This is a genomic window from Sulfuricurvum sp. (genome assembly GCF_028688295.1).
Taxonomy (GTDB): domain Bacteria; phylum Campylobacterota; class Campylobacteria; order Campylobacterales; family Sulfurimonadaceae; genus Sulfuricurvum.
The window spans coordinates 1-21,242 of sequence record NZ_JAQTYM010000022.1 but is presented as its reverse complement, the minus strand read 5'-3'; the positions used below and the strand labels follow the sequence as shown (position 1 = coordinate 21,242).

Here is a 21,242-nt window from a genome sequence, read left to right as displayed (position 1 = left end):
GCTTTTAAAGAGCTTGTGAGACTCGTAGCTTAGCTTGACGGCTTCCCATAAAGTATTGACTACAGGATGGTTAACAATGCCAACGGTTCCATCCACCGAAGAAATTAAAGCCTCATCGTACTCTCCAGCACCTAATTTGGTAGAGACTTCAGCTATTTTGTCGATAACCAATTTGATTTTTAAGACATCATCTTTAAATTTTGGGAAAGCATCCGGATCACCATTAAGAAAAAATTCTTCTCCTTTGCCCATAATATCCCATAGAATATCAAACGAAAGAAGTTTAGCGGCGGCTTCTTTGCCATCTTTCTTTTCGGCAGTGTAGGTTGCCATATTCATACCGTACGTTGCTACTTTTGAAAATTCTTCAGATTTTGTCAAAAGAGGCCCAGCAGTTAATGGACTAAGTGTCCCAAAAACAAAAAGGGATAAAAGAAAAGAGGAGTGTATTTTCAAGGAATTACCTCATTGACATGTAAGCTTTTTTCAAAGCTTACATTTAAAAATTGATTTATGGAAATATGCGTGAGCCGTTAGGATTATATTTATAATCAAAATAAACTCTTGCACCGGCAATATTAGTAATTTTTATAACTCCATAGGTATTGTTTGGCAATTTAACCGCTATCACATCACCAATCGTCGAGATATTTACATTACTGTTATAGCCTGTCTCCGGAACAGTGACCCCGTTAAAAGCAACCGCACCCATATTTTGTACCTGAGCACCGTTATTCCCCCAGAGTAAATTCATCTCTTTATAAATTTCGCTGTCACTTATGAGGAATGTTTTTTCATCATTGGTAAAATTAAAACCATCTGCATTATTACAAGGAGGTGTACAGCTATTTTCAAGATAAAAGGTTCCGCTAGTCATATAATCATTACTGGCTGTATCGTTCATGATATCAGACAAACTACTTTCTCCCACCGTACCACTGTCGTTGATACTCAGAAACTGACTGTTGTTCTGAGAACTGGCCACCGTCCCTGTAGCCACATCAGCCGCATACGTTAATCCGAAAATTAATGGATTTTTCATCGACAGGAGCATTGCACCTTTTTCCCCGACAGAAAAAGTAAACTCGGTTATTCCTCTATCACTGTAAGTAGTGCCTGTACTCGAAGCGGTCACTGTACGGTTAAATAATACAGAAGCATAATAGTGATTATTCGAAAAGGCTACACTGCTTAAAGTGAAATCGATTCGTATCGTTTCTAATGCAGAGAAATCTTTACGCAATGCTCTTTCCAAGGTCATATCATCACCTTCAAAATTTCGGTCAACATATTGCATGAAACCAGAGTCGTCTTCTCTTTCATAATAGCCTTTAAGCTTATTAAGCGTCTCAGCGATCAATGATCGATAATCCGTATCAGTAAAACTGATCTTGATGTGGCTATTATCAATTTCATTTGATTTACCCGCCGTATCAATCACTTTTACATAAACATCATAAAACTGTGTAAAATTCGGTTCAAAAGAAAAATCAAATCCTCCATCTTTTTCGAACTTAGCTTTTCCCCATGTTTTGCCACCATCTAATGAAACAGTAATAGCACCGACTCCATTTTTTCCCGTTCTCGCTTTACCTCTGATGTGTAAATATCCTTTATCAAGGCTCTCTTTTGGTAAAACAGCTTCTTTATCAACATCATCAAACGATAAACTATTGACATAAAGATAATCAAAACCGACTTCTTCTTCGGAACCTCCAAAAATCCACCATTTTGCTTCCAATGAAGGGGCTAAAATAAATAAAAAACCGATAACCAACAAAACTATTTTAGTTTTCATTTTTGATCCTTAAAACGAGAATTTTGCACCGAGAAGTACACTTTCTTCTCGATAGTTGTTGACCAATGTCGTATATTGGTAGTCATTTAGAAATGTTTTAAAATAGATCATTATATTACTAAATTGATCTACCTTACCTACATTCCAATAGAGATCTAAAGAACTAAACATATAATCCATATTATCACCGACATCTCTTGTCGATCTGTTTTTACCGATTCTAAAATTGGAGGAAATATTTTGTTTAGGGATATCTAACCCTAATCCCAATGCAGCTTGTTCATACTGATTGTTTCCATTGTTGGTAAGCTCATCATTCATGTCTAATATACCGACGATTAATGACGGTTTCAAGACGAAATTTTCATAGGTGTGACGTGTATTAAATGCAGTATTGAAGCGAAATTCGTTCTGAGATCTCACATTATTGCTAGTATCGTAAACATTATAGCCAAGACCAATATCCGAATAAACGATACCGAATCTATCTCGATAGTTCATATCATACATATCATCTGAAGTTTTAGTCACTCCATCATTAATATTATTTAATTTGTAATTTAGATCAACAACCGCATAACGTCTCTCAAAAACTTCTTTAAACGTAAATCCTATATTAGGTCTATAGGTATTCGTGGTATTTTCTTTATCTCCATCTAAATTATCTCTGAACCATAACATTCCCGTATTAAACGTTGTTTTATCGGTGATTTTATATCGCCATGTTCCTTTGATTTTTTCTCTATCAGGGGTTCCTGAGCCTGTAAGAGTTTTAAATTCAGGAGATACTCTCTCATATTCTAATTGCACACGACTTGGATTCTTATTCCCTACTGCCTGTAAAAAAAATGCTCCGCCACTTTGTTTTGCAGTACCGGTTTCACTGGTTTCATTTTGTGAAAATGAATACTCTCCATAAAGCTTCAGCCCAGGTATTGGTCTATAGGTAGAATTGAGCGTCATGAGTGTTGTATTATAGAGAGGAATATTCTCTACCACCCCATTACTATCATCCGTTTTAACCATATCTATGCCGGCTGTGAGTTCCTCATTTATCTTTTTACTGTAACGTACCCCGTAAACATTTCGTTTTGTTGATTCAGCTTCGTTACTCCAAAAACTATCCCACCTAGGATAAGCAATCCCATACAAAACATCTATTGTGTCACCCGTATCACTGCTATATGTATATGCTGCACCTTTAAGGCCTGAATTCATAGAATATTTAGAGTACGATCTAAAATAATCACCCAAGTCTAACACTTGCTCATCATTTTTTATTTGTCCAGACAACGTATACAAAGAAATATTTTTAGGATCTTTTCTCTCATCATCCGTTAATCTAATCCCAACGTTCAGACTATAAGTATAATCTTCAAGATTACCGTTCATATATAGTGAGAAAACATCATAATAGGTCAAACCATTCGTAAGTGTTGAGCTAGAAGTGTTGCCAGAAATGTCATTATGCTGGAAGTAAAAATCATTATCGATCCGTATGCTGTTTTCAGCATGAGCGACATTCAAGAGAAGACTACTGAGGATATAAGGAAAAAACCTTACCATTTTTGCGTGTTTCATAACAAAATCCTTAATGTTTCATACTACAGTTTATTTATTATATTATTAATAATTACTTAAGTAAAATAGAAAAACAAAACATAATGTTATTAAAAATCAAGAAAATACTAGATACTCACCCGATCTTCCATCGCTTTACTCAGCGAGAGGATATCGACGTTCTCCAAACTCACCCCCGTCGGAACACCCTGTGCGATACGGCTGAACCTGACATCGCAATCGATTAGTTTATCCTCGATATAGAGCATTACCCCCTGATTCGCGATGGAGGGAGTGAGAGCAAAAATCACCTCTTTAATCCCGCTTTTGATAATACCGCGCAGATGAGAAATATCGAGTTCTTCGATGGCTTCTAGGACGAAATAACGGCCATCAAAAAGAGCGTTCTCTTCAAACGTCAAAATATCTTTGGCATTTTCAACGATACAGAGGATTTCGTGATTGCGTCGCTCATCACTGCAAATCGAGCAAAGTTCATCTTCGCTCAGACCACCGCAGGATCGGCATTTTTTGAGGCTAGTAATCGCATTTTCGATAGCATGGGCGAGTTTGAGTGCACCGAAACTATCATGCATCACCATGTGGTACGCTAATCGGGTGGCAGACTTTTGCCCGATAGCAGGGAGCTGTTGGAGAGCATCGACGAGGCGGTTAAATTTCTCTAGGGAACGTTTCATAGTCGTATTGTAGCAAAGGATGTTCCTTATCGGTTTAAGAATAATCTTCTATCATTTTTAATACAACATTTTTTAAAAGAGGTAAATCATTTTTGATTGTATTATAAACTATTTGACTGTCTACCCCAAAATATTCGTGAATCAAAAGATTTCTAAAATCTTTTAAATCTCTCCATACAATTTGGTCATATTTGGCTAGTGTTTCATCCGAGAGGTGAATGGTCGCTTCACCTATAATCTCAAATTCTCGAATGGTGGCACTATACACGAGTCTATTGATAGAAAATTCATCCACACTAAGCCCGTTTGTGAATTCGAATATAGCTTCCGTCGAATCCAAAATATCTTGTAAAAAGAGAAGCTCGCCTCTTTTAGACGTAGACTATCTCTTTCATGATTTTTTCTTTTGCAATAGCTTTGAGAGAGCTCTCTATTCCAAGATCAACTTTTAGATTAAATGCTGCCTCAAGCTCTCTTTTTAAAGAAAAAAATGTGTTTAAACTTTTTTTATCGTTTTGCATCTCTATCGCAATATCAATATCACTGCCATCTTTGAAATCTTCACGGGCATAGCTTCCAAAAAGCCCTATTTTTGTAACACCGTATTTTTGAGAAAAATCATTTTTATGTTGTGCTAAAAAGTCTAATATAAACGTTTTCGTCATAAAAACCCCTATCAAACCACTTTATTTTGAAAGATTATAACCAAAAATCTCTCTATCCATTAGCAATCGGCTTTTGCTTCTAAATTTGTTTATTGCTTATCCATAGTCTCTTTGAGAATCTCGATAAGTTCCTGATCGTTGATACTCTCTTTTTCGGTTTTGGAATAGGTACTCTTCAACTCATCCCACAGAGATTCGATAGGGGAAACTTTACCTTGTTTTACATCATCGAGCCCCTGCGTGATCGAGAGGAGGATTTCAGCACCTTGAACTTTTTTTAGTGCTTCGAGGATTGTTTCAGATTGGATGCTCATCGCGATTTTACTTTCTCTTCAATCTGTTTCAATTCGGCAAGGTCTTGTTCATCAGCTTCAACAGCCTCAATAGCTTTGCGTTTTGCATCGAATGTCTCATAGACTTTTTCAACCATTTTTTTCATCTGTTCATGTCCGATACTTCCATACCCTTTGAGTACTTCTTTGTCGTTGAATTCGATAATACGGTCAATATTTTCCCGCCAAAAATCCATCGTCACGTCTTGACGGTTTTTTGCTCGGAGTTCTGCGGTTTCGAGAAAGACCACAACAAAACGGTTCAAACTATCAATTTCATCCTCTGTAAGATAATTTTTTGCGGTATAAATGTCTTGCTTACGGACTATGGAACCGTTGAAACTGGTAAGTGCCATATTCTCTTCTGATGCATTCGCTCGACTGACGATAATTTCGGCGGCAGTTTGCCCCGTAATGGCAAATAAGAGTTTATTTTGAGCATCAGCGTAAAACAGTTGTGTCGCTTTGTCGCTGGCATCATAATCACGACTAATCATAAAAAGGTCTCTAACTTTTTGATAGAACCGTTTTTCCGAAGCTCGTATATCTCGGATACGTGCCAAAAGTTCATCGAAATAGTCTGGTTTTCCGTCAGGATTTTTGAGCCGTTCATCATCCATCACGAAGCCTTTGATCATATACTCGCTTAGATTTTTACCTGCCCATTGTCGAAATTGTGTTCCCCGTTTGCTTCGCACCCGAAATCCAATAGCCAAAATCATTTCAAGAGAGTAATGAGATACGGAGTAATTTTTGCCGTCAGCGGCAGTTGTTAAGTAATCCTTAACAACTGAATCTTTCTCAAGCTCACCCTCTTCAAATATATTGGATATATGCATACTGATATTCGGTTTAGAGGTTGCAAAAAGTTCAGCAAGTTGATTTTGATTTAGCCATGCCGTTCCATCTTTCGTAAGGAGCGAAACAGAGGCTTTGCCGTCTGCGGTGTTGTAGATGATAATATTACTTTCTTCTTCCATATCGGTTCCCTTTAATTAATTATTCGGTATAGCAATATTTTTTCATACTCTAATGAAATGAGCTTTTATAAGATTCATTCCATAGCTTTCGTCATTGCAGTTCCATCTGTAAATTTAAAACAATATTCTTTATATTCTTCCCAAAATGAATCTGATAATTTATCTACTAATTCTTTTCTAGTGCTCTTACCAGGAATAATGACAATATTTTCTTTTTTCATTCCAGTAACAAGTAAACTCCACCCTTCCTTAATACCTTTAAAATATGATGGATCAGTATCTTTAATTTTTTGTAAGTCGGATTCTTCTTCTGTTGTTAATTCTTGAGATGAAATAAAAACAACTAAAACATACCTATCTTTATTTTCATTTTCATAATTTCGTTCATTTAATTCAAAAAGCCAAAAATCTGTTCGTTTTCTATCGAAAGCATTGATTTTACTTTTCTTTTTTCCGAAACTACCATGTTCAACATCATATAATCCTAAATTTTCTTTAATTAACAAAGGGCTCTGCTTGAAAAAAGCAGTTATGCCATTGCTATAAGAATGCAAACGTTTGATTCTAGTATTAATTTCTTGAGTTCTTTCATGGTTAATGATAGAGAATAGTCTGTTAGGTACAAGCGGATATAGATTGGAAATGATGTCATATTCAGTAATAGTTCCAGTCCATTTGTCCGAAGATATTACTATATCATCCTCAGAAGGAGACCTTCCTTTCCTGATTAAATCTGTAGTTAACAAAGCATGAGATTCTAATAATATAGCATCATCACTCACTTCAATTTTATTTGAACTAATTAATTTAGTTAAAACTAGCTTTTGACTCAAAATATCAAGATTAGAATAGTTAAAGTTATTAATTTCTATTTTTTCTGCTAACAAGAAATCTCGAATTGATATTTTTTGCTTGATAGTATTTGCTAAACCTTCCCAAAGTATATCTCCATAATCGGTTAATGATAATTCATTGATGAAATATGTATCAGCAAAATTAATTTTATCAAATACATATTCCCATGCAAGGCTTAATGTATCATCTATTATTTCGTAAGTATTAATATGCTTTTTTGTAATATTTAAAATCTCTTTAACTAATAACTCAGTTAATCCCTTAGCTAAAACTTCACATTCATTTGGATAATTTACTATCTGAGTTCTATCAACAGATAATTGTGGTCTTAATTCGCCTGTAAAATTCATAACACCACTATGTATTAGTGTTTGAGTGTAATCATTATCAGAACCCACTGAATGACTGTGATTTATATAAATTCCATCAATGCACACTCCAGTGCTACTTATCACTGGGACAGTATATAGGCTTTCTAACTCTTGAAAATTGAAATTCTTTTTAGGTAAAGTTAGTGTTGTTTTATATTCCAATGTACTATAATTAATTGCAATGATATATGTTTCAACATATTCTTTTGTTTCACTATATTTTTCTTTTAAAGGAGTTCTTCGTCTATAGTTATCTACATAATGGATAAAATCTAAATCATCTTCATCAATATCTAATCTATCATCATTCAAATCAAGTACAATCGGTTTAGACATTATTGATTTTTTTTGATTGTTTGCCAAAACAATATTGACTTCAATCTCATTTGGTATTACGTGAACAAATCCATTTATCTTATTATATAAATGGTGTTTCCAATTTTTATAGTATGATTGATATTTTTCAAAATTGTCTGAAAATCGGTTTGGTTTATCAAACAATACGAGTCCTAATTTATTGATTTCACTATTGAATAAATTCTGTTTTGTTTCATCATTTAAAAGTATCTTTATCAAAGTACCAGAAAAAGGAAGTTTTTCTTTTTCAAGTTCTGTTGTACTTTTATAGTAAAAGTTTTCATGCGGTCCATTTATTGAGCAGGAAACATAATCGTTGTCTCTCATTTTAGAAGTAATTTCTATTTTAGTTCCAATCATAAAGCAGGATAGAATACCTATGCCAAATTGAGATGTTGGAGTAAAATTGCCTCCCCAAAGAGCTTGTTGTTTGTAGAAATCAGATGATTTATAATAGGAATTACCTATTTTGAGTAAATATCTTTCAATAATATCTTTAGACATTCCAATCCCATTATCTAAGCAAGATAAATAAATGTCATCCTCCTCTTGAATCAGGGAAAATTCAATTAATCCTTTAGATGTTCTATCAGTTATTTTATCTTCTGATAAAGCACAACGGCAGGCATCTAACGAATTTTGATAGAGTTCTCTTAGACAAGCAAATTTATCCTTATACAGTCCAACTCCCATCAACAACTCAATGATTTTATTTTGATTTAAAGAGAAACTCAACCCTAGTTGGGGCAGAAATTTTTCTGTGTCATTTGCTATGTTTCTTGTATCAACTTTGTCTTTTAGGTTTTCTATATACTTTTTATCCCATTGTCTTTGAAAAATAAAATAATTTTGTATTTCATACTCAATCCATTTTATATATTGATGCAATTTAAAATAAGTTTCCGGTGTTTCACAATATGCTCTAAAAGATATCTCACCGTTTTCAATAGTATAATTTACGCCACTATTTTTTACAGCCCATTCTTGAAAACTATATTCGGATTTGAATAATCGAGAAGAACGCAAATCAAAAGGTGCTCTATCGAAACTAAAGTGGATAATATCTCCTAATCTAAGCAAAATGGCAATAAATTGTAAATTGGCACTCTCAGAACCATAATATTGTGCATTAGCATTAAACTGATTAATAAAACTGGCATCTTCTCCATGTGATCTACAAATTAATGCTAAATCTTGCGCTAGCTTTTTTCCCCAAGCAGGCTGTTCGAATGCATTGCCAAATGATGCTTCTAAATTTTTAATATACGCTTCTATTCTGATATGATGGGTTGCTCTGATGTAATCAATTCGGATATATTCATTCAAATCATCAAAGTCTTTTTGATTTTCAATCTTCTTAATTTTATCTGTAAAACCATTTCTAAAACTTTGGTAATCAATAAGTAGTGTAGCTAAGTAATCAATAAGTGTGTTTTCTTGCTTCGGGCTAAATAACCAATCTTTTACATCGCCTTCAAATTTAGAGTAGAGAATCTCTTTTTTTTCTTTTATTAATTCAATTGCTAACGATAGTTTCAATGGTGTCTTTAAATCATGTTTAATAGAATGTCCAAACGAACTAAATTTATCAGAACCTTCCGTAAGATTTAAAGTGTATATTTCCCAATCTGAAGGAGCCATAGCCGCATCATGAAAATAAGAAGCTAAATATAGAAAAAATAGCTCATAAGAAGATAATTCTTTGAGCTTTTTAGTGCCTAATAACTGTTCGATATTAAAAATTACTTTTTCGCTATGTTTTTCATCATGAATATCAAATTCGGGAAGTATATTAGTGATTCGTTTGAGATGTGCTCTGGCTTTTTTTTCTAAATCATCTGCAAGCGTGTAAAGTTTTAATTCAATTTTTACATCATCTGATGTATTTTCACTTCGTCGTTTTAGTTCATTGATAATTGTCATTATATTTCTCTGTTTTACATCTAATTTTTGTTTCTCTATTAAACACGTAACTATTTAATATTTTACATTCTATGCAAATGAGGCTAAATGTTTCATTTTAAAGCTATTAAAATTTTACTCCACTTGTTAGATATAGATATTCATCTTTAGTCTGTATGACTCAATTAAGCTAACACTCTTTTTGACATGGTATAATTGCGCGAAAATATGTTTTCGGAGTCAATTCGTGGAAAATTTGAGTTATTATGAAATTTTAGAAGTCACTAAAAATGCGAATGGTGATGAGATCAAAAAAGCGTATCGCAAAATGGCGAAACTCTATCATCCTGACCGTAATCCGGATGATGAGAGTGCCGAGCATAAGTTCAAACTCTGCAATGAAGCGTACCAAGTCCTCAGTGACGATCAACAACGTGCACGCTATGACCGTTACGGTAAAGAGGGGCTTCAAGGGGGCGGTGGACGACGTCAAAGCGGTGGTTTTGATGATTTAGGCTCTATTTTCGAAGAGATGTTCAACGGATTTGCCGGAGGTGGTCGAAAACAATCACGTGCGGCAACGGATAAATTCCCGCTCGATATGGGTGTGGAGATGCGTGTGAGCTTCAAAGAGGCGGTTTTCGGATGCGAAAAAGAGGTGACATTTACCACAAAAAATTCGTGCAAAACCTGTAAAGGTACGGGTGCCAAAGACGGCAAAGTAACCAGCTGTAGTCAATGCGGTGGCAAAGGGCAAGTCTACGTTCGCCAAGGGTTCATGACCTTCTCCCAAACGTGTCCTGCGTGTCACGGTGAGGGGACGATGGCGAGTGAGAAATGCGGTGATTGTAAAGGTAAAAGCTACACAGAGACCAAAGAGAGCGTCACGATCAAAATCCCAGCAGGGATCGACACCGGAAACCGTCTACGCGTTTCGGGACGCGGTAACACAGGCAAAAGCGGTGTACGTGGCGATATGTATGTGACGTTCGAAGTTGAAGAGGACAGCCACTTTATCCGTAACGGTAATGATATTTATCTCGAAGTTCCGGTGTTTTTCACCCAAGCAGTTCTCGGAGAGGATATCACGATACCATCCCTTAACGGCGAAATTACACTGGAACTCGAAACAGGTACGAAAGATGGCCAACAGTACCGCTTCCGTGGCGAAGGGGTAGCGGATGTTCACGGACGTGGCAAAGGAGATTTGATCGCCCAAATCCACCTCACCTACCCTAACCGTCTCAATACAGCGCAAGAAGAGTTACTCCAAAAACTCCAAGAGAGTTTTGGGATCGAATCCAAACCGCATGAATCACTTTTCGAATCAACCTTTGAAAAAGTGAAAGGTTGGTTTAAATAAACTGGCGGTATTATAAATAATAATAGTCTCCTCCGAAAGGTGTTGATGCGTACCGATAGAAAACAGCTTTTCAACATCTTCACCATTATCAGTGTTGTCTGGACACTCTTTATTGCACTGATAGTCCTCTATCTCACCTATCAAAAATACGAACAGATCCAAGATTTAGCCCTTCTCGAAGCCAAAATTAGTATCAATAAAGACATCGCTTATCGTAAATGGGTCGCCACCCACGGCGGTGTTTATGTCCCTATCTCTAAAGAGACTCAACCTAACCCTTATCTCAAAATCCCAAATCGTGATCTAAACACAACATCCGGAATCCAACTCACTCTGATTAATCCCGCCTATGCATTGCGTCAAATTACCGAACAATACAGCGTACTTTACGGTATCACGAGCCACCTCTCTAGCGACAAATTCATCAATCCTAAAAATGCACCTGACACTTGGGAACAAAGATCACTTCAAACTCTGGCAAGAACAAAAGAAGATGTCTATGAGTTTCGCACAATCGATGATAAAGAGTATCTAAGCTACATGACCCCATTTTTTATAAAATCCGAATGTATGAAATGCCATGGAGATCAAGGGTATAAGATAGGGGATATTCGAGGTGCACTTACCATCTCGCTTACAATGGATCGATACGATGATGTTTTTTTAAAAGGATTAATTACAACCATCAGTATATTCCTGTTGGTATGGGTTCTAGGGCTATTAAGTTTTCGATGGGGATACCGCTCATCCGTTCACAGAATCCAAGAAAAAATCGATTTATACGAACAAAATCTCTTCTCTCTCGTCTCGCTCATCGAACAGCGTGATAACTACACCGCCGGACATGGTCAGCGTGTCGGTGAATATTCACGACTAATCGCGAAAAAAATGGGGCTTCAACACCAGATACAAGAAGAACTCTACCGTGCGGGGGCTTTGCATGATATCGGAAAGGTGGCTATTCCTGATTCTATTTTGCTAAAACCAGGTCCTTTAGAACCTGTAGAACGGGCTTTAATCGAAGAGCATGTAAATGCAGGTTATGCCCTTTTAAAACGGGTAGATATCTTTGCCTCCATCGCCGAAATCATCCGATATCACCATGAACGTCTCGATGGGAGCGGATACCCTAATAAAATTTCCGGTGATGCGATACCGCTTCTCTCTCAAATCATGGCAGTCGCTGATTGTGTCGATGCCATGACGACTAACCGTATCTATAAAGGGCGTAAATCCCTCTCAGAAGCATTAGAAGAGTTAAAATCTCTCAGAGGGATCAAATTCCGTGCTGACGTGATCGACGCGGCTTTAGTAGCACTATCCAACATCTCGTTAGAAATTCCTCACTCCCAACGCCCTACAACCCCTATGGAGATGGAGCGATTCTCTTATTTTTATAAAGATTCGTTAACCGGGGTCTATACCTCTGCCTATCTCAATTTTCTCTTTTTCGAGCCTGATTTTGACCAATATCAGCAATTATGGCTAGTCAATTTAGGTAATATCGGACAGTTTAATAAATCGTACGGCTGGGATAAAGGGGATGATCTTCTCAAACATTACGCGCAAACACTTCAAGACTATTTTCCTCACCTCCCAATTATTCGGTTTCAAGGGGATGATTTTATCATCTTCCGTAAAGATGATAAAGTACCGCAAATTGGGGATCTCTACGCCCACTGGCTCAAAGAGGTAGGAATTAATATAACGGTATCTATCATTAAATTAGACGATGAAATGCTTACTGATTTGGATGCCTTGCAAGCGCGTTTAGCAAAACGCTAAGAATAAAAAGCTCTTTAAATGACCCATTCTACTTCATGACTTACAGCTGGTGTTGGGATCATCTGAACAAAAGCACGTACTTCTTTAATCAACTGAAGCTGTTTTACATTGAGCCATTCTCGCAATAAACTTCCATTATGCAGGTCATACCCGATACTAAATGCTGCTTTCATCTGTATCCCCTCTTCCATTGCTATCGTATAAAGCCAAACAGCATGAACCGTTATTTTGATATTTGAGAGGAATAATTCTGAACTGATAGTTTTCCCTTTTGCCGATGATAGTGCAACTAAAAGTGCTCCGTTATCACTTAGAATCGATACCCCTTTCTCAGAAATATCATGCAAAATAGCGGTATATTTTTTACCATTGATCGTTAGGATCATTTGATCTTCTGAGGATGCACCGTAGCGTATAACATGACGGAGATGAAATCCGTCTTTAATGATTTCCAGATGATTTAACCAAATCATTGATCGAGATAAATCATATCTACTGAGTGTTCCAAGGACCATCTTGTCTCGCCGATTTCCGATTAGCCACTGGACCCCGATCCCTGCGGCAGATAACTGTTTTTTTTCGACTCGGATAGCGATCTCTCCACCTGAGGCATCTGTAATCATACACTCAGCCTTAATCGGAATCCCTTTGTATAAGACGGTTGAAGGGTAATGATTATTTTCCCAATCACCAAGAGCTTGATGTAACAGTTGATGATAACCATCGCTCAGTTGTATATTCATTACCTTATTATCGTGACGCAATTCCCTCAAAGAACGTGTTTTATCAATGGTACTTATCGATTCATCGCTTACACGGATGATCACAAATATCTCAATATTATCATACGATTGGCGATCAATTTGAAAGTGTTTATCACGGTATAAAAAAAGATTATTGTGCAAGAAAAAATCGCATAGAGATTCATCTGAAAAGTTTTCTAATCCAACCATCTCACCGATGATGTGAATCACTTCGATACTCCCTAAATTTTGAAGGAGTAACACATTTCTAAGATGATCATTAACAAAAAAAAGTTTTCGATCTTTAAAAAACATCACCCCAACCGGGAGATGCTTATACGCGTCAAAAAGTTCTTTTAACGCTTCGGTCATTACATTTTACTTTGTACTGCGTTTCGGATACGCCATCGCAATAACAAGGGCGATCACCGCATAAGTCCACGGTACGAAATCAGGTACCGGAACCGGATCTCCTTTTGCGTACGAATGAAGACCAGCAAGGTAGTAGTTTACCCCGAAATAAGTCATCAGTACCGACGTAAATGCCAAGAGTGACACAACACTAAAGATATAGTCGCTGTACGCTCCTTTGATCATACGCAAGTGAATAACCACCGCATAAACCAAAATCGTTACCAATGCCCATGTCTCTTTCGGGTCCCATCCCCAATAACGTCCCCAACTCTCATTTGCCCAAACTCCACCGAGGAAGTTTCCGACGGTGAGAAGTATCAAACCGATGATAAGACTCATCTCATTGATCGCGTTAAGCTCTTTAATCGCTAGATTTAAACGATCAGAGTTCGCTGAATTTTTGAGGATAAAGAGGATGAGGGTAATCATCCCTAATAACGCTCCAAGACCTAGAAAACCGTAACTCGCCGTAATCATCGCCACATGGATAGTAAGCCAGTACGATTGAAGTACAGGGACGAGATTGGTCACCTGTGGGTCCATCCAGTTGAGATGGGCAACAAAGAGAATCAATCCTGTCATAATCGCCGTAGCCGCCATCGTCATTACTGAACGGCTAGAGAAGATAAATCCGGCCAATACACTCGCCCATCCGATATAGATCATCGACTCATAGCCGTTTGACCACGGTGCATGTCCTGAAATATACCAACGCATTGCAAGCCCTGCCGTATGTGCGACAAAGAAAAGAACAAGGAGAGCGAAAGAGACTTTACTCAACCACTCCGCACGAATAGCGGGCTTAATAATTTTGATAAAAGATAAGATCAACAACGTGAATCCGACCACAAAATAAAGAGGCCATAATTGTTCGAAAATATTCACTTTATTATAAAGGATCTCTACGGTAGCCTTCGTATCGCTTGGGTACACACTCGCACCCACGAAACGTTGGTATTTATCGATGCGTGCTAATGCCTCATCCGCTTTTGTCCAGTCGCCGCTTTTCATTGCTTCGTCTATTGAGCCGAAATAACCGATAGCCAAAAGACGGACAATTTCAGACTCTTTAGGGCTCAGGTTTTGCAACGCTTCAATGGTTGCATCCCATTTATGGTTTTTATCGTTTGGCTTAGGCCACATACGTACCAATGAGCCGGTATAGACCATGTAAGCGACGTTTACCCGTTCATCAACACTGAGTAATGCTTTGTCAAATTTATCCCGTTTACCCGGTGCTTTGCGATTCGCTTCATCGACTAATTGCGCCAGTTTGTACCCTGCAATTTCATCCGGTGCTTCAAAAAACTGTGAAAATGCGGCTGTTTTTGCAGTTTCTGGAAGACCGATCAGTTTGTTAACCGCTTTGTCACCCGTACGGATGATTGCAATCTCACGCCATGCATCGGGACGGAGCATCATCCCCAATACAACTTGATTCGATGTCAAACCTAAAAAAGTGTCATTACGGTTAAGTTTTGCCAAAATCTCGTGCGACAACGTATCCATCGGTTTCATTCGTCCACTGGAATCTTGGACGATGAGATGACCGAATTTATCGGCATGGGCTTTATCAAACCCTTTTGCTACTTTGATAACAGGGTTTTCCTCATCCGCAGCGATTGCATTTGTTGCATTAAACATCACCAAGAGTACTGCCGCTAACGCCACAACTGCACTTTTGGTTTGAATCGATTTGAGTTTCTCACCCAAAGCGGCAAAACGACCATTTTTCACGATAAGCACTCCAAACATCCCAATAGCAAGTAATAAATACCCTATATAAGTGATAAGCGTCCCCGGATCACGATTCACCGAGAGAACTGTTCCCAACTCATCCTGATCGAATGAAGATTGGAAAAAGCGATATCCTTGGTAATCGAGGATATGGTTCATGTAAATACGAAAATCAAATTTCTCTTGATTAGCCGGATCGAGAAGTGTCACTTCACTCGCATACGATGCCGGAGACATTGATCCTGGATAGCGTTCTAACTCAAAATCACGCAACGCGATTGAAAAAGGAAGTTGACGTTCAATTGAACCGTATGCAACCTCGATAACGGTGTCATTCAAGACGATTTTTTTGGCTTCACCGACCTCACCCACTGAGCCCAATACCACCTCTGTCGCTGTTTTATCACCGCTTGCAAAACTAAGAGTAAGGGCATCGTGTAAACCTTGTTGCATCATAGGCCCTTTTTTCTCTTTGGTAGAAGCAGTGACCAGTTTCATCGACGCTTTCGGGATAAAATCACGAAGAACGAACCCGCTTTGTGGAGTTTGGAACAGAGTACGTTTGGTCATCTCATGTTTTCCAGAGGCGAGCGAAGATGTTTTTTGGGTATCCATGCTCAGCGTTGCGAGCGTTGCAGGGGCATTCAAATAAGGTTTATCCCCCTCAACACTTAAAGCAATAATCGGTTTATCAAACGTTTTGTTCGAATCAAAATCAATCACAATATCGTTTGCTTCGATAAATTCACCCTGCTTGAGAGAAACTTGCTGTGCCCCCTGCGCTCCGGTAACCATCAAACTAAAAAGAGGTTCACCTTTTGGATCAGCAACCGCTTCATAGCTAGCATCCCCCATAAAGCTATCCAGTTTCACCTGTATTTGCTTACCCTCAATCTCCAACATCCGCTCGAAACTATTTGAAGTACGTTTAGAGAGGAAAAGTACCTCTTTAAAGTCATACGTTTTATCTCCTTGTGTCACTTTAAACGTAACATAAGGCTCAGCACTAACAATCACATCACTGCTTTCGCCTTCACGGATGTGCATCATCCCCTCGTAACCCATATAACGGGTTACCGTTGCTCCTACGAGGATAATTAAAAAAGCAACGTGAAAAATAAATACAAGCCATTTACCTTTACGAGCCATTTTAAAATTGATGATGTTGAGAGTCAAATTAATAGCGAGTAACGCGAGAAGGATTTCAAACCATCTCGCATTGTATACGTCTGCTTTAGCAGTCATTGAGCCGTAATCGTTTTCGATAAACGTCGCATAGCCGATAGAAACGGCAAAAACGAGCATAAGAGCTGCCATGGTTTTCATGGAGCCTAGAAGGGTGAGAACTTTATTCATGGATTACCTATGTGAAAAATATTCGATATTGTAGTGGGTGTTGGATAAATGTTTGTTAATTTAAAATTAACAATCAAACCCCTTCAAGAATCATGGCCTCAGCCACCCGTTTAAAGGCTGCGATATTGGCACCATCTACAAAGTTTCGCTCCACACCATATTCCTTTGCCGTTAATGCTATCCGCTTGTAAATCTGACGCATCAATTCGTCTAGTTTACGGTCAACCTTCTCAAAATCCCATTTCTCCATAGATGCATTTTGAGACATTTCAAATTCACTTACGGCAACCCCACCCGCATTCGATGCTTTCCCTGGAGAAAACAGTACTCCCTCTCGAATGAAAAGTTCTATAGCTTCTGGTTCAGTCGGCATATTTGCCCCTTCGACTACCGCCACACATCCATTTTCTAACAATTTTTTAGCATCTAATAATGTTAACTCATTTTGAGTTGCACACGGAAATGCAGCGAAACAAGGAATCTGCCAGATGGCATGGGTTTTTTCTAGGTATTCAGATTTTGGTATATAGACCGATCCGGGGACGCGTATTGCATACTCACGAAGCGATAAACGATAAGTATTTTCTTTGAGTTCACGCAGTACATGTAAATCAATTCCACGCGGATCGTAAATGGATCCTTCGCTGTCACTACAAGTAACCGCTAAAGCCCCGAGTTGCTGAAGTTTTTCGATTGTGTGAATGGCAACATTCCCCGCACCGCTCACCGTACACACTTTCCCCTCCAACGACTCTTGCAACTCCTCTTTGAGCATTTCTTTGGCAAAATAGACTACCCCATACCCCGTTGCCTGAGGGCGCATCAATGAACCACCAAAAGCATAAGGCTTGCCGCTGAGAACCCCATCATAGGTATGTGTCATCCGCTTGTACTCTCCGAACAAATACCCTATCTCACGGCTACCGACACCAATGTCACCGGCTGGGACATCAACACGTGCCCCGATAAATGGATAAAGCTCACGCATAAATGCACGACAAAATCGCATGATCTCAAAATCACTTTTCCCCTTAGGATCGAAATCCGATCCCCCTTTAGCTCCACCAATAGGAAGACCCGTAAGAGAGTTTTTAAAGATCTGCTCAAATGCTAAAAACTTCAACATTCCGGTCGTAACGCTGGGGTGAAAACGTAATCCCCCCTTGTAGGGTCCCAGTGAATTATTAAACTGGATACGATAACCATTGTTGATATGCACCTGATTATTATCATCGAGCCATTGGACTTTGAACTGTAAAACACGATCCGGAGTAACGAGACGCTCCAGTATCGCAAACTGCTCATAACGTGGATCACTCTTAATAATCGGTTCCAATGAAGTCAGAACTTCACTCACTGCCTGTAAAAAAGTATTATCGACCGCACAGGTTGATTTTTCGAGATTGGCTAAGATTTTTTCGACCATATATATCTCCTTATTTCGAATACAAATTGGTTCATTATATTGATGTAAACATCATTATATTCAAATTAGAAAATATCTTCATGCCTCTAAAAAATACTACTAGTTGAATTTAGACTTATAGAGAATCAATTAACATTTCCACGTAAAGCGTGAAAATGAGAAAAGCTATACTTGTTTTTGAAAATTACGATCGAAAAGACACTAAGTCACCTAAAAGATTACTCGAGATGGATGCCAGTGTTTTTGCTTGATCTAACAGTCTTTCAGTACCAGAGTTATTGCGTTTGGCACATTCTTCAATATTTGCAAGATTTTCAATTGTCATATTTGTTTTTTCTGCCCCAATTTTTGCAGATTCAGCCGTATCTTGTGCCATTCGTACCGAATTTTCCATAACGTCTATAACATTGCGCATTGTCTCTTCAACTTGAAGTGACTTTTTACCGAGGGCTTCCATATAATCTGCGTTTCTAGACATCATTTCAGTACTTTCTGTCACCGATTGAACGATAATTGCTACCGTAGCACCACTGTCAGAGAGACTTTTTTGTGTTCGTTCCGCCAGTTTTCTAACTTCATCAGCAACAACAGCAAACCCTCGGCCATGTTCTCCGGCCCGTGCCGCTTCAATGGCTGCATTAAGCGCAAGCAGATTCGTTTGATCTGCGATATCTGAAATAACCGTTAGGACTGATTTTATTTGCTCCGCTTCAGATGAAAGTTGTTTCAGCCGTGAAGAGAGTTCATGCTGATCTTGCACGGCGGTTTGCAAAGATTGAGACACATTCAATACATCATTCGCAGCACCTTTAGCTTTCTCATTCGCTTGATTGATACTCTCACCGGTTTCTTTGGATTGTTGTCTACTTGATTCAAGGAGAAGAGAGACTTCCTGAGACGAAGCATTTGTACGGGTAATAATCGATGTAATTTCATACGTATTGGCACTGATCAATGCCGAAGTATCAGTTAGATCCGAAGCGATCTGTGCATTTTCACTTGCCAATTTTTTGGATGAAATAATCGCACTTCCCATTTCAGAAATTAACCTATTGACATGTCCGATCACATGACCTATCTCATCATTATTAATAATCGGAATAGGTCTGTTAAGTTCCTTTGTCTTCACGATAACCTCGCACCCTTCTTCAGCAATCTTAACCGATGCGACTATCGATTTAGTGATCATAAAAATACCGCCGCTTAATATTCCGATAATAAGTAAAGCAGCCACCCATATAAGAGTTTTAATATTGACTGCTTCTACTTTTATAGCTGCATTCATCTCTACATACTCTTTTTGATACACTTCAACCAAAATATCCAGTTTGTCCGTCGGGGCACGATCAATTCCATCTACGGCTTTATCACCAACTTTGTATTTTTCAGAAGAAGCACCGTTAAATGCCACCAGTCCTTGACGATATTCCTGCCCCAATATTTTGTGAGAAGCGCTAAAATCATCAATCATCGCAACTATTTTTGGATTGTCAGTAATTGATTTAAGTTCTTCGATCTCTTGTTGAATTTTCTCTTCTTGTTTCGTAAAGTTTTTTAAATATTTTTCATATTTTTCCGGTTTTTCACCACGAAGTAAAATATTTTTCCACTCTTGAACCTGCTTTTTAAAAGCTACTTGAATGGAACGAGCTTTGTCGATTTGTTTTAATGTGACTTGTGAACTCTCAATTGTTTTTTCCAAAACTGAACCGTACCCAACCATTGCAATGGCAACTACCAAAAGCATACCGATCAAGGCGCCTAGATTGATAATAATCAATTTCTGTTTAATCTGCATACAAAACACCTGCCTTACTACACAATTTATTCTCAACATAATAACACAATTATAAGAAATTAATATCTATATATACATTAAAATAAACATTCTAAATTATTTTAACTACTCTAAAAAATCTAAGATGAAATGTAAATATCGTTCGAACCCTTGGTACCCATGATCACCTCCCTCTTCTATTATCATGGCAGCAGCACTTAATTTTTTAACAGCTTCCGTATAATCGAGCACCTCATCGGCTGTTTGAACCAATAAAAGTGCGTTCTCACCACGGTACTCAGGAATGTCGTATTTTTTAAGCATTTCTAAATGGGCACGATTCCACTCAAAAGTGCTTTGATCATAAACATGAGGAGGAAAACCGAGGCCACGTTCAAGCGTTAAGTAAGGAGTAATTGCCGGATTAATCAGAACACATCGCAGATGGTATTTATGAGCAAAATACATCGCATAATATCCACCTAACGAAGATCCGATAAGATAAACTTGTTCTGTTTTTAAAAATGCTTCAATCAGATCTTCTAGTGTCTGTATCGCAAGATCAGGGATTGAAGACAAAGAAGGAGCGATAAAACCTATGTTCTCTTCCTCACAAAAGTGTCGCAACGCAACCGCCTTTACCCCTCTTCCATGACTTCTAAAGCCGTGTAGGTAGATTATCATCACTCAACCTTAGTGAATATTTTTGTATCAACTTCAGTTTTTGAAGCTTTTTATATTCAATTTGTATTTTTGAAGCTTTTTATTTTCAATAATCCGTCATTAACCTACTTGAGTTTATTGAATTATTCCGCGATAGTGAGGGCGTTTGGTAACGGCATCTTCCAGTGCTCTCGTTATACTTCCCGCTTCTCTTATAATTTCTTCGATGTATTCGAGATAGATTTTACTGATCGATTCTTTAGACATAAATCGCCCGATCAATGATAAATTTTTGAGCTGTTTTCCCCATCCCTGTACGATCCGCTAAATCGACTTTTGCGCCGAGTGCATTGCTAAGTTCATTTTGTATTTGACGGATACGTTCAAAGGCTTGAAAACCGTATTTTGAGGCAAATTGCGGTGTCGCTTCGACGAGTATATCGATGTCACTTTTAGCATC

The 21,242-nt window shown here is 38.0% G+C and carries 16 protein-coding genes and 1 pseudogene; 2 read left to right on the top strand and 15 right to left on the bottom strand.

Annotated features, from left to right (window positions below):
- Positions 1-511: 511 nt before the first annotated feature.
- The 8 genes from PHR02_RS06510 to PHR02_RS06475 form a co-directional block, all read right to left on the bottom strand.
- Positions 512-1,798 carry a hypothetical protein gene (locus PHR02_RS06510; protein ID WP_299990385.1) on the bottom strand — a complete coding sequence of 429 codons (1,287 nt, stop codon included), beginning with the start codon at positions 1,796-1,798 and terminating at the stop codon, positions 512-514.
- A 9-nt stretch (positions 1,799-1,807) separates the two neighbouring features.
- Positions 1,808-3,379: a hypothetical protein gene (locus PHR02_RS06505; protein ID WP_299990383.1), complete on the bottom strand. Its 1,572-nt coding sequence runs from the start codon at positions 3,377-3,379 to the stop codon at positions 1,808-1,810.
- 107 nt (positions 3,380-3,486) lie between these two features.
- Positions 3,487-4,056, bottom strand: a complete 570-nt coding sequence (recR, locus tag PHR02_RS06500) for a recombination mediator RecR (RefSeq protein ID WP_299990381.1) — start codon at positions 4,054-4,056, stop codon at positions 3,487-3,489.
- A gap of 34 nt (positions 4,057-4,090) precedes the next feature.
- Positions 4,091-4,396, bottom strand: a complete 306-nt coding sequence (locus PHR02_RS06495) for a DUF86 domain-containing protein (protein ID WP_299990379.1) — start codon at positions 4,394-4,396, stop codon at positions 4,091-4,093.
- Positions 4,397-4,427: 31 nt separating this feature from the next.
- Complete coding sequence (locus PHR02_RS06490) at positions 4,428-4,721, bottom strand: nucleotidyltransferase family protein (RefSeq protein ID WP_299990377.1); 294 nt, start codon at positions 4,719-4,721, stop codon at positions 4,428-4,430.
- A gap of 89 nt (positions 4,722-4,810) precedes the next feature.
- The gene (locus PHR02_RS06485; RefSeq protein WP_299990375.1) at positions 4,811-5,035 is read right to left on the bottom strand and encodes a hypothetical protein; all 225 of its coding nucleotides are present in this window, start codon (positions 5,033-5,035) and stop codon (positions 4,811-4,813) included.
- Positions 5,032-6,033: a virulence RhuM family protein gene (locus PHR02_RS06480; protein ID WP_299990373.1), complete on the bottom strand. Its 1,002-nt coding sequence runs from the start codon at positions 6,031-6,033 to the stop codon at positions 5,032-5,034. Before PHR02_RS06480 ends, PHR02_RS06485 begins: the two co-directional genes overlap by 4 nt.
- 74 nt (positions 6,034-6,107) lie before the next feature.
- On the bottom strand, positions 6,108-9,539 hold the full coding sequence (locus PHR02_RS06475) for an ATP-binding protein (protein ID WP_299990372.1): 3,432 nt from the start codon (positions 9,537-9,539) through the stop codon (positions 6,108-6,110).
- A gap of 226 nt (positions 9,540-9,765) precedes the next feature.
- On the opposite strand from PHR02_RS06475, the gene dnaJ reads away from it, so the two are divergent.
- Together dnaJ and PHR02_RS06465 are read left to right on the top strand one after the other, a co-directional pair.
- Positions 9,766-10,881 carry a molecular chaperone DnaJ gene (dnaJ, locus tag PHR02_RS06470; protein ID WP_299990370.1) on the top strand — a complete coding sequence of 372 codons (1,116 nt, stop codon included), beginning with the start codon at positions 9,766-9,768 and terminating at the stop codon, positions 10,879-10,881.
- A 45-nt stretch (positions 10,882-10,926) separates the two neighbouring features.
- Positions 10,927-12,666, top strand: coding sequence for an HD domain-containing phosphohydrolase (locus PHR02_RS06465; protein WP_299990368.1), 1,740 nt, complete (start codon positions 10,927-10,929; stop codon positions 12,664-12,666).
- Positions 12,667-12,680: 14 nt separating this feature from the next.
- On the opposite strand, the gene PHR02_RS06460 is transcribed toward PHR02_RS06465, so the two are convergent.
- The 7 genes and pseudogenes from PHR02_RS06460 to PHR02_RS06430 all read right to left on the bottom strand — a co-directional run.
- Positions 12,681-13,781, bottom strand: a complete 1,101-nt coding sequence (locus PHR02_RS06460) for a hypothetical protein (RefSeq protein ID WP_299990366.1) — start codon at positions 13,779-13,781, stop codon at positions 12,681-12,683.
- Positions 13,782-13,787: 6 nt separating this feature from the next.
- Positions 13,788-16,916, bottom strand: coding sequence for a cytochrome c biogenesis protein CcsA (gene ccsA, locus PHR02_RS06455; protein WP_299990364.1), 3,129 nt, complete (start codon positions 16,914-16,916; stop codon positions 13,788-13,790).
- 73 nt (positions 16,917-16,989) lie between these two features.
- Positions 16,990-18,342 carry an NADP-specific glutamate dehydrogenase gene (gene gdhA, locus PHR02_RS06450; RefSeq protein WP_299990362.1) on the bottom strand — a complete coding sequence of 451 codons (1,353 nt, stop codon included), beginning with the start codon at positions 18,340-18,342 and terminating at the stop codon, positions 16,990-16,992.
- Between the two features lie 184 nt (positions 18,343-18,526).
- The gene (locus tag PHR02_RS06445; protein ID WP_299990361.1) at positions 18,527-20,140 is read right to left on the bottom strand and encodes a methyl-accepting chemotaxis protein; all 1,614 of its coding nucleotides are present in this window, start codon (positions 20,138-20,140) and stop codon (positions 18,527-18,529) included.
- A 105-nt stretch (positions 20,141-20,245) separates the two neighbouring features.
- On the bottom strand, positions 20,246-20,803 hold the full coding sequence (locus tag PHR02_RS06440) for a YqiA/YcfP family alpha/beta fold hydrolase (protein ID WP_299990359.1): 558 nt from the start codon (positions 20,801-20,803) through the stop codon (positions 20,246-20,248).
- A 114-nt stretch (positions 20,804-20,917) separates the two neighbouring features.
- Positions 20,918-21,049 (bottom strand): hypothetical protein, encoded by a 132-nt coding sequence (locus tag PHR02_RS06435; RefSeq protein WP_299990357.1) that lies wholly within the window; start codon positions 21,047-21,049, stop codon positions 20,918-20,920.
- Positions 21,042-21,242 (bottom strand): annotated as a pseudogene (locus PHR02_RS06430) (nucleotidyltransferase); the annotation flags it as partial. The gene PHR02_RS06435 and the pseudogene PHR02_RS06430, both read right to left, overlap by 8 nt.

Bases quoted from the DNA above. Each gene is read 5' to 3' on its own strand.
- PHR02_RS06510 (WP_299990385.1), bottom strand. From the start codon at position 1,798: ATGAAAACTAAAATAGTTTTGTTGGTTATCGGTTTTTTATTTATTTTA.
- PHR02_RS06505 (WP_299990383.1), bottom strand. From the start codon at position 3,379: ATGAAACACGCAAAAATGGTAAGGTTTTTTCCTTATATCCTCAGTAGT.
- recR (WP_299990381.1), bottom strand. From the start codon at position 4,056: ATGAAACGTTCCCTAGAGAAATTTAACCGCCTCGTCGATGCTCTCCAA.
- PHR02_RS06490 (WP_299990377.1), bottom strand. From the start codon at position 4,721: ATGACGAAAACGTTTATATTAGACTTTTTAGCACAACATAAAAATGAT.
- PHR02_RS06485 (WP_299990375.1), bottom strand. From the start codon at position 5,035: ATGAGCATCCAATCTGAAACAATCCTCGAAGCACTAAAAAAAGTTCAA.
- PHR02_RS06480 (WP_299990373.1), bottom strand. From the start codon at position 6,033: ATGGAAGAAGAAAGTAATATTATCATCTACAACACCGCAGACGGCAAA.
- PHR02_RS06475 (WP_299990372.1), bottom strand. From the start codon at position 9,539: ATGACAATTATCAATGAACTAAAACGACGAAGTGAAAATACATCAGAT.
- PHR02_RS06465 (WP_299990368.1), top strand. From the start codon at position 10,927: ATGCGTACCGATAGAAAACAGCTTTTCAACATCTTCACCATTATCAGT.
- PHR02_RS06460 (WP_299990366.1), bottom strand. From the start codon at position 13,781: ATGACCGAAGCGTTAAAAGAACTTTTTGACGCGTATAAGCATCTCCCG.
- ccsA (WP_299990364.1), bottom strand. From the start codon at position 16,916: ATGAATAAAGTTCTCACCCTTCTAGGCTCCATGAAAACCATGGCAGCT.
- gdhA (WP_299990362.1), bottom strand. From the start codon at position 18,342: ATGGTCGAAAAAATCTTAGCCAATCTCGAAAAATCAACCTGTGCGGTC.
- PHR02_RS06445 (WP_299990361.1), bottom strand. From the start codon at position 20,140: ATGCAGATTAAACAGAAATTGATTATTATCAATCTAGGCGCCTTGATC.
- PHR02_RS06440 (WP_299990359.1), bottom strand. From the start codon at position 20,803: ATGATAATCTACCTACACGGCTTTAGAAGTCATGGAAGAGGGGTAAAG.
- PHR02_RS06435 (WP_299990357.1), bottom strand. From the start codon at position 21,049: ATGTCTAAAGAATCGATCAGTAAAATCTATCTCGAATACATCGAAGAA.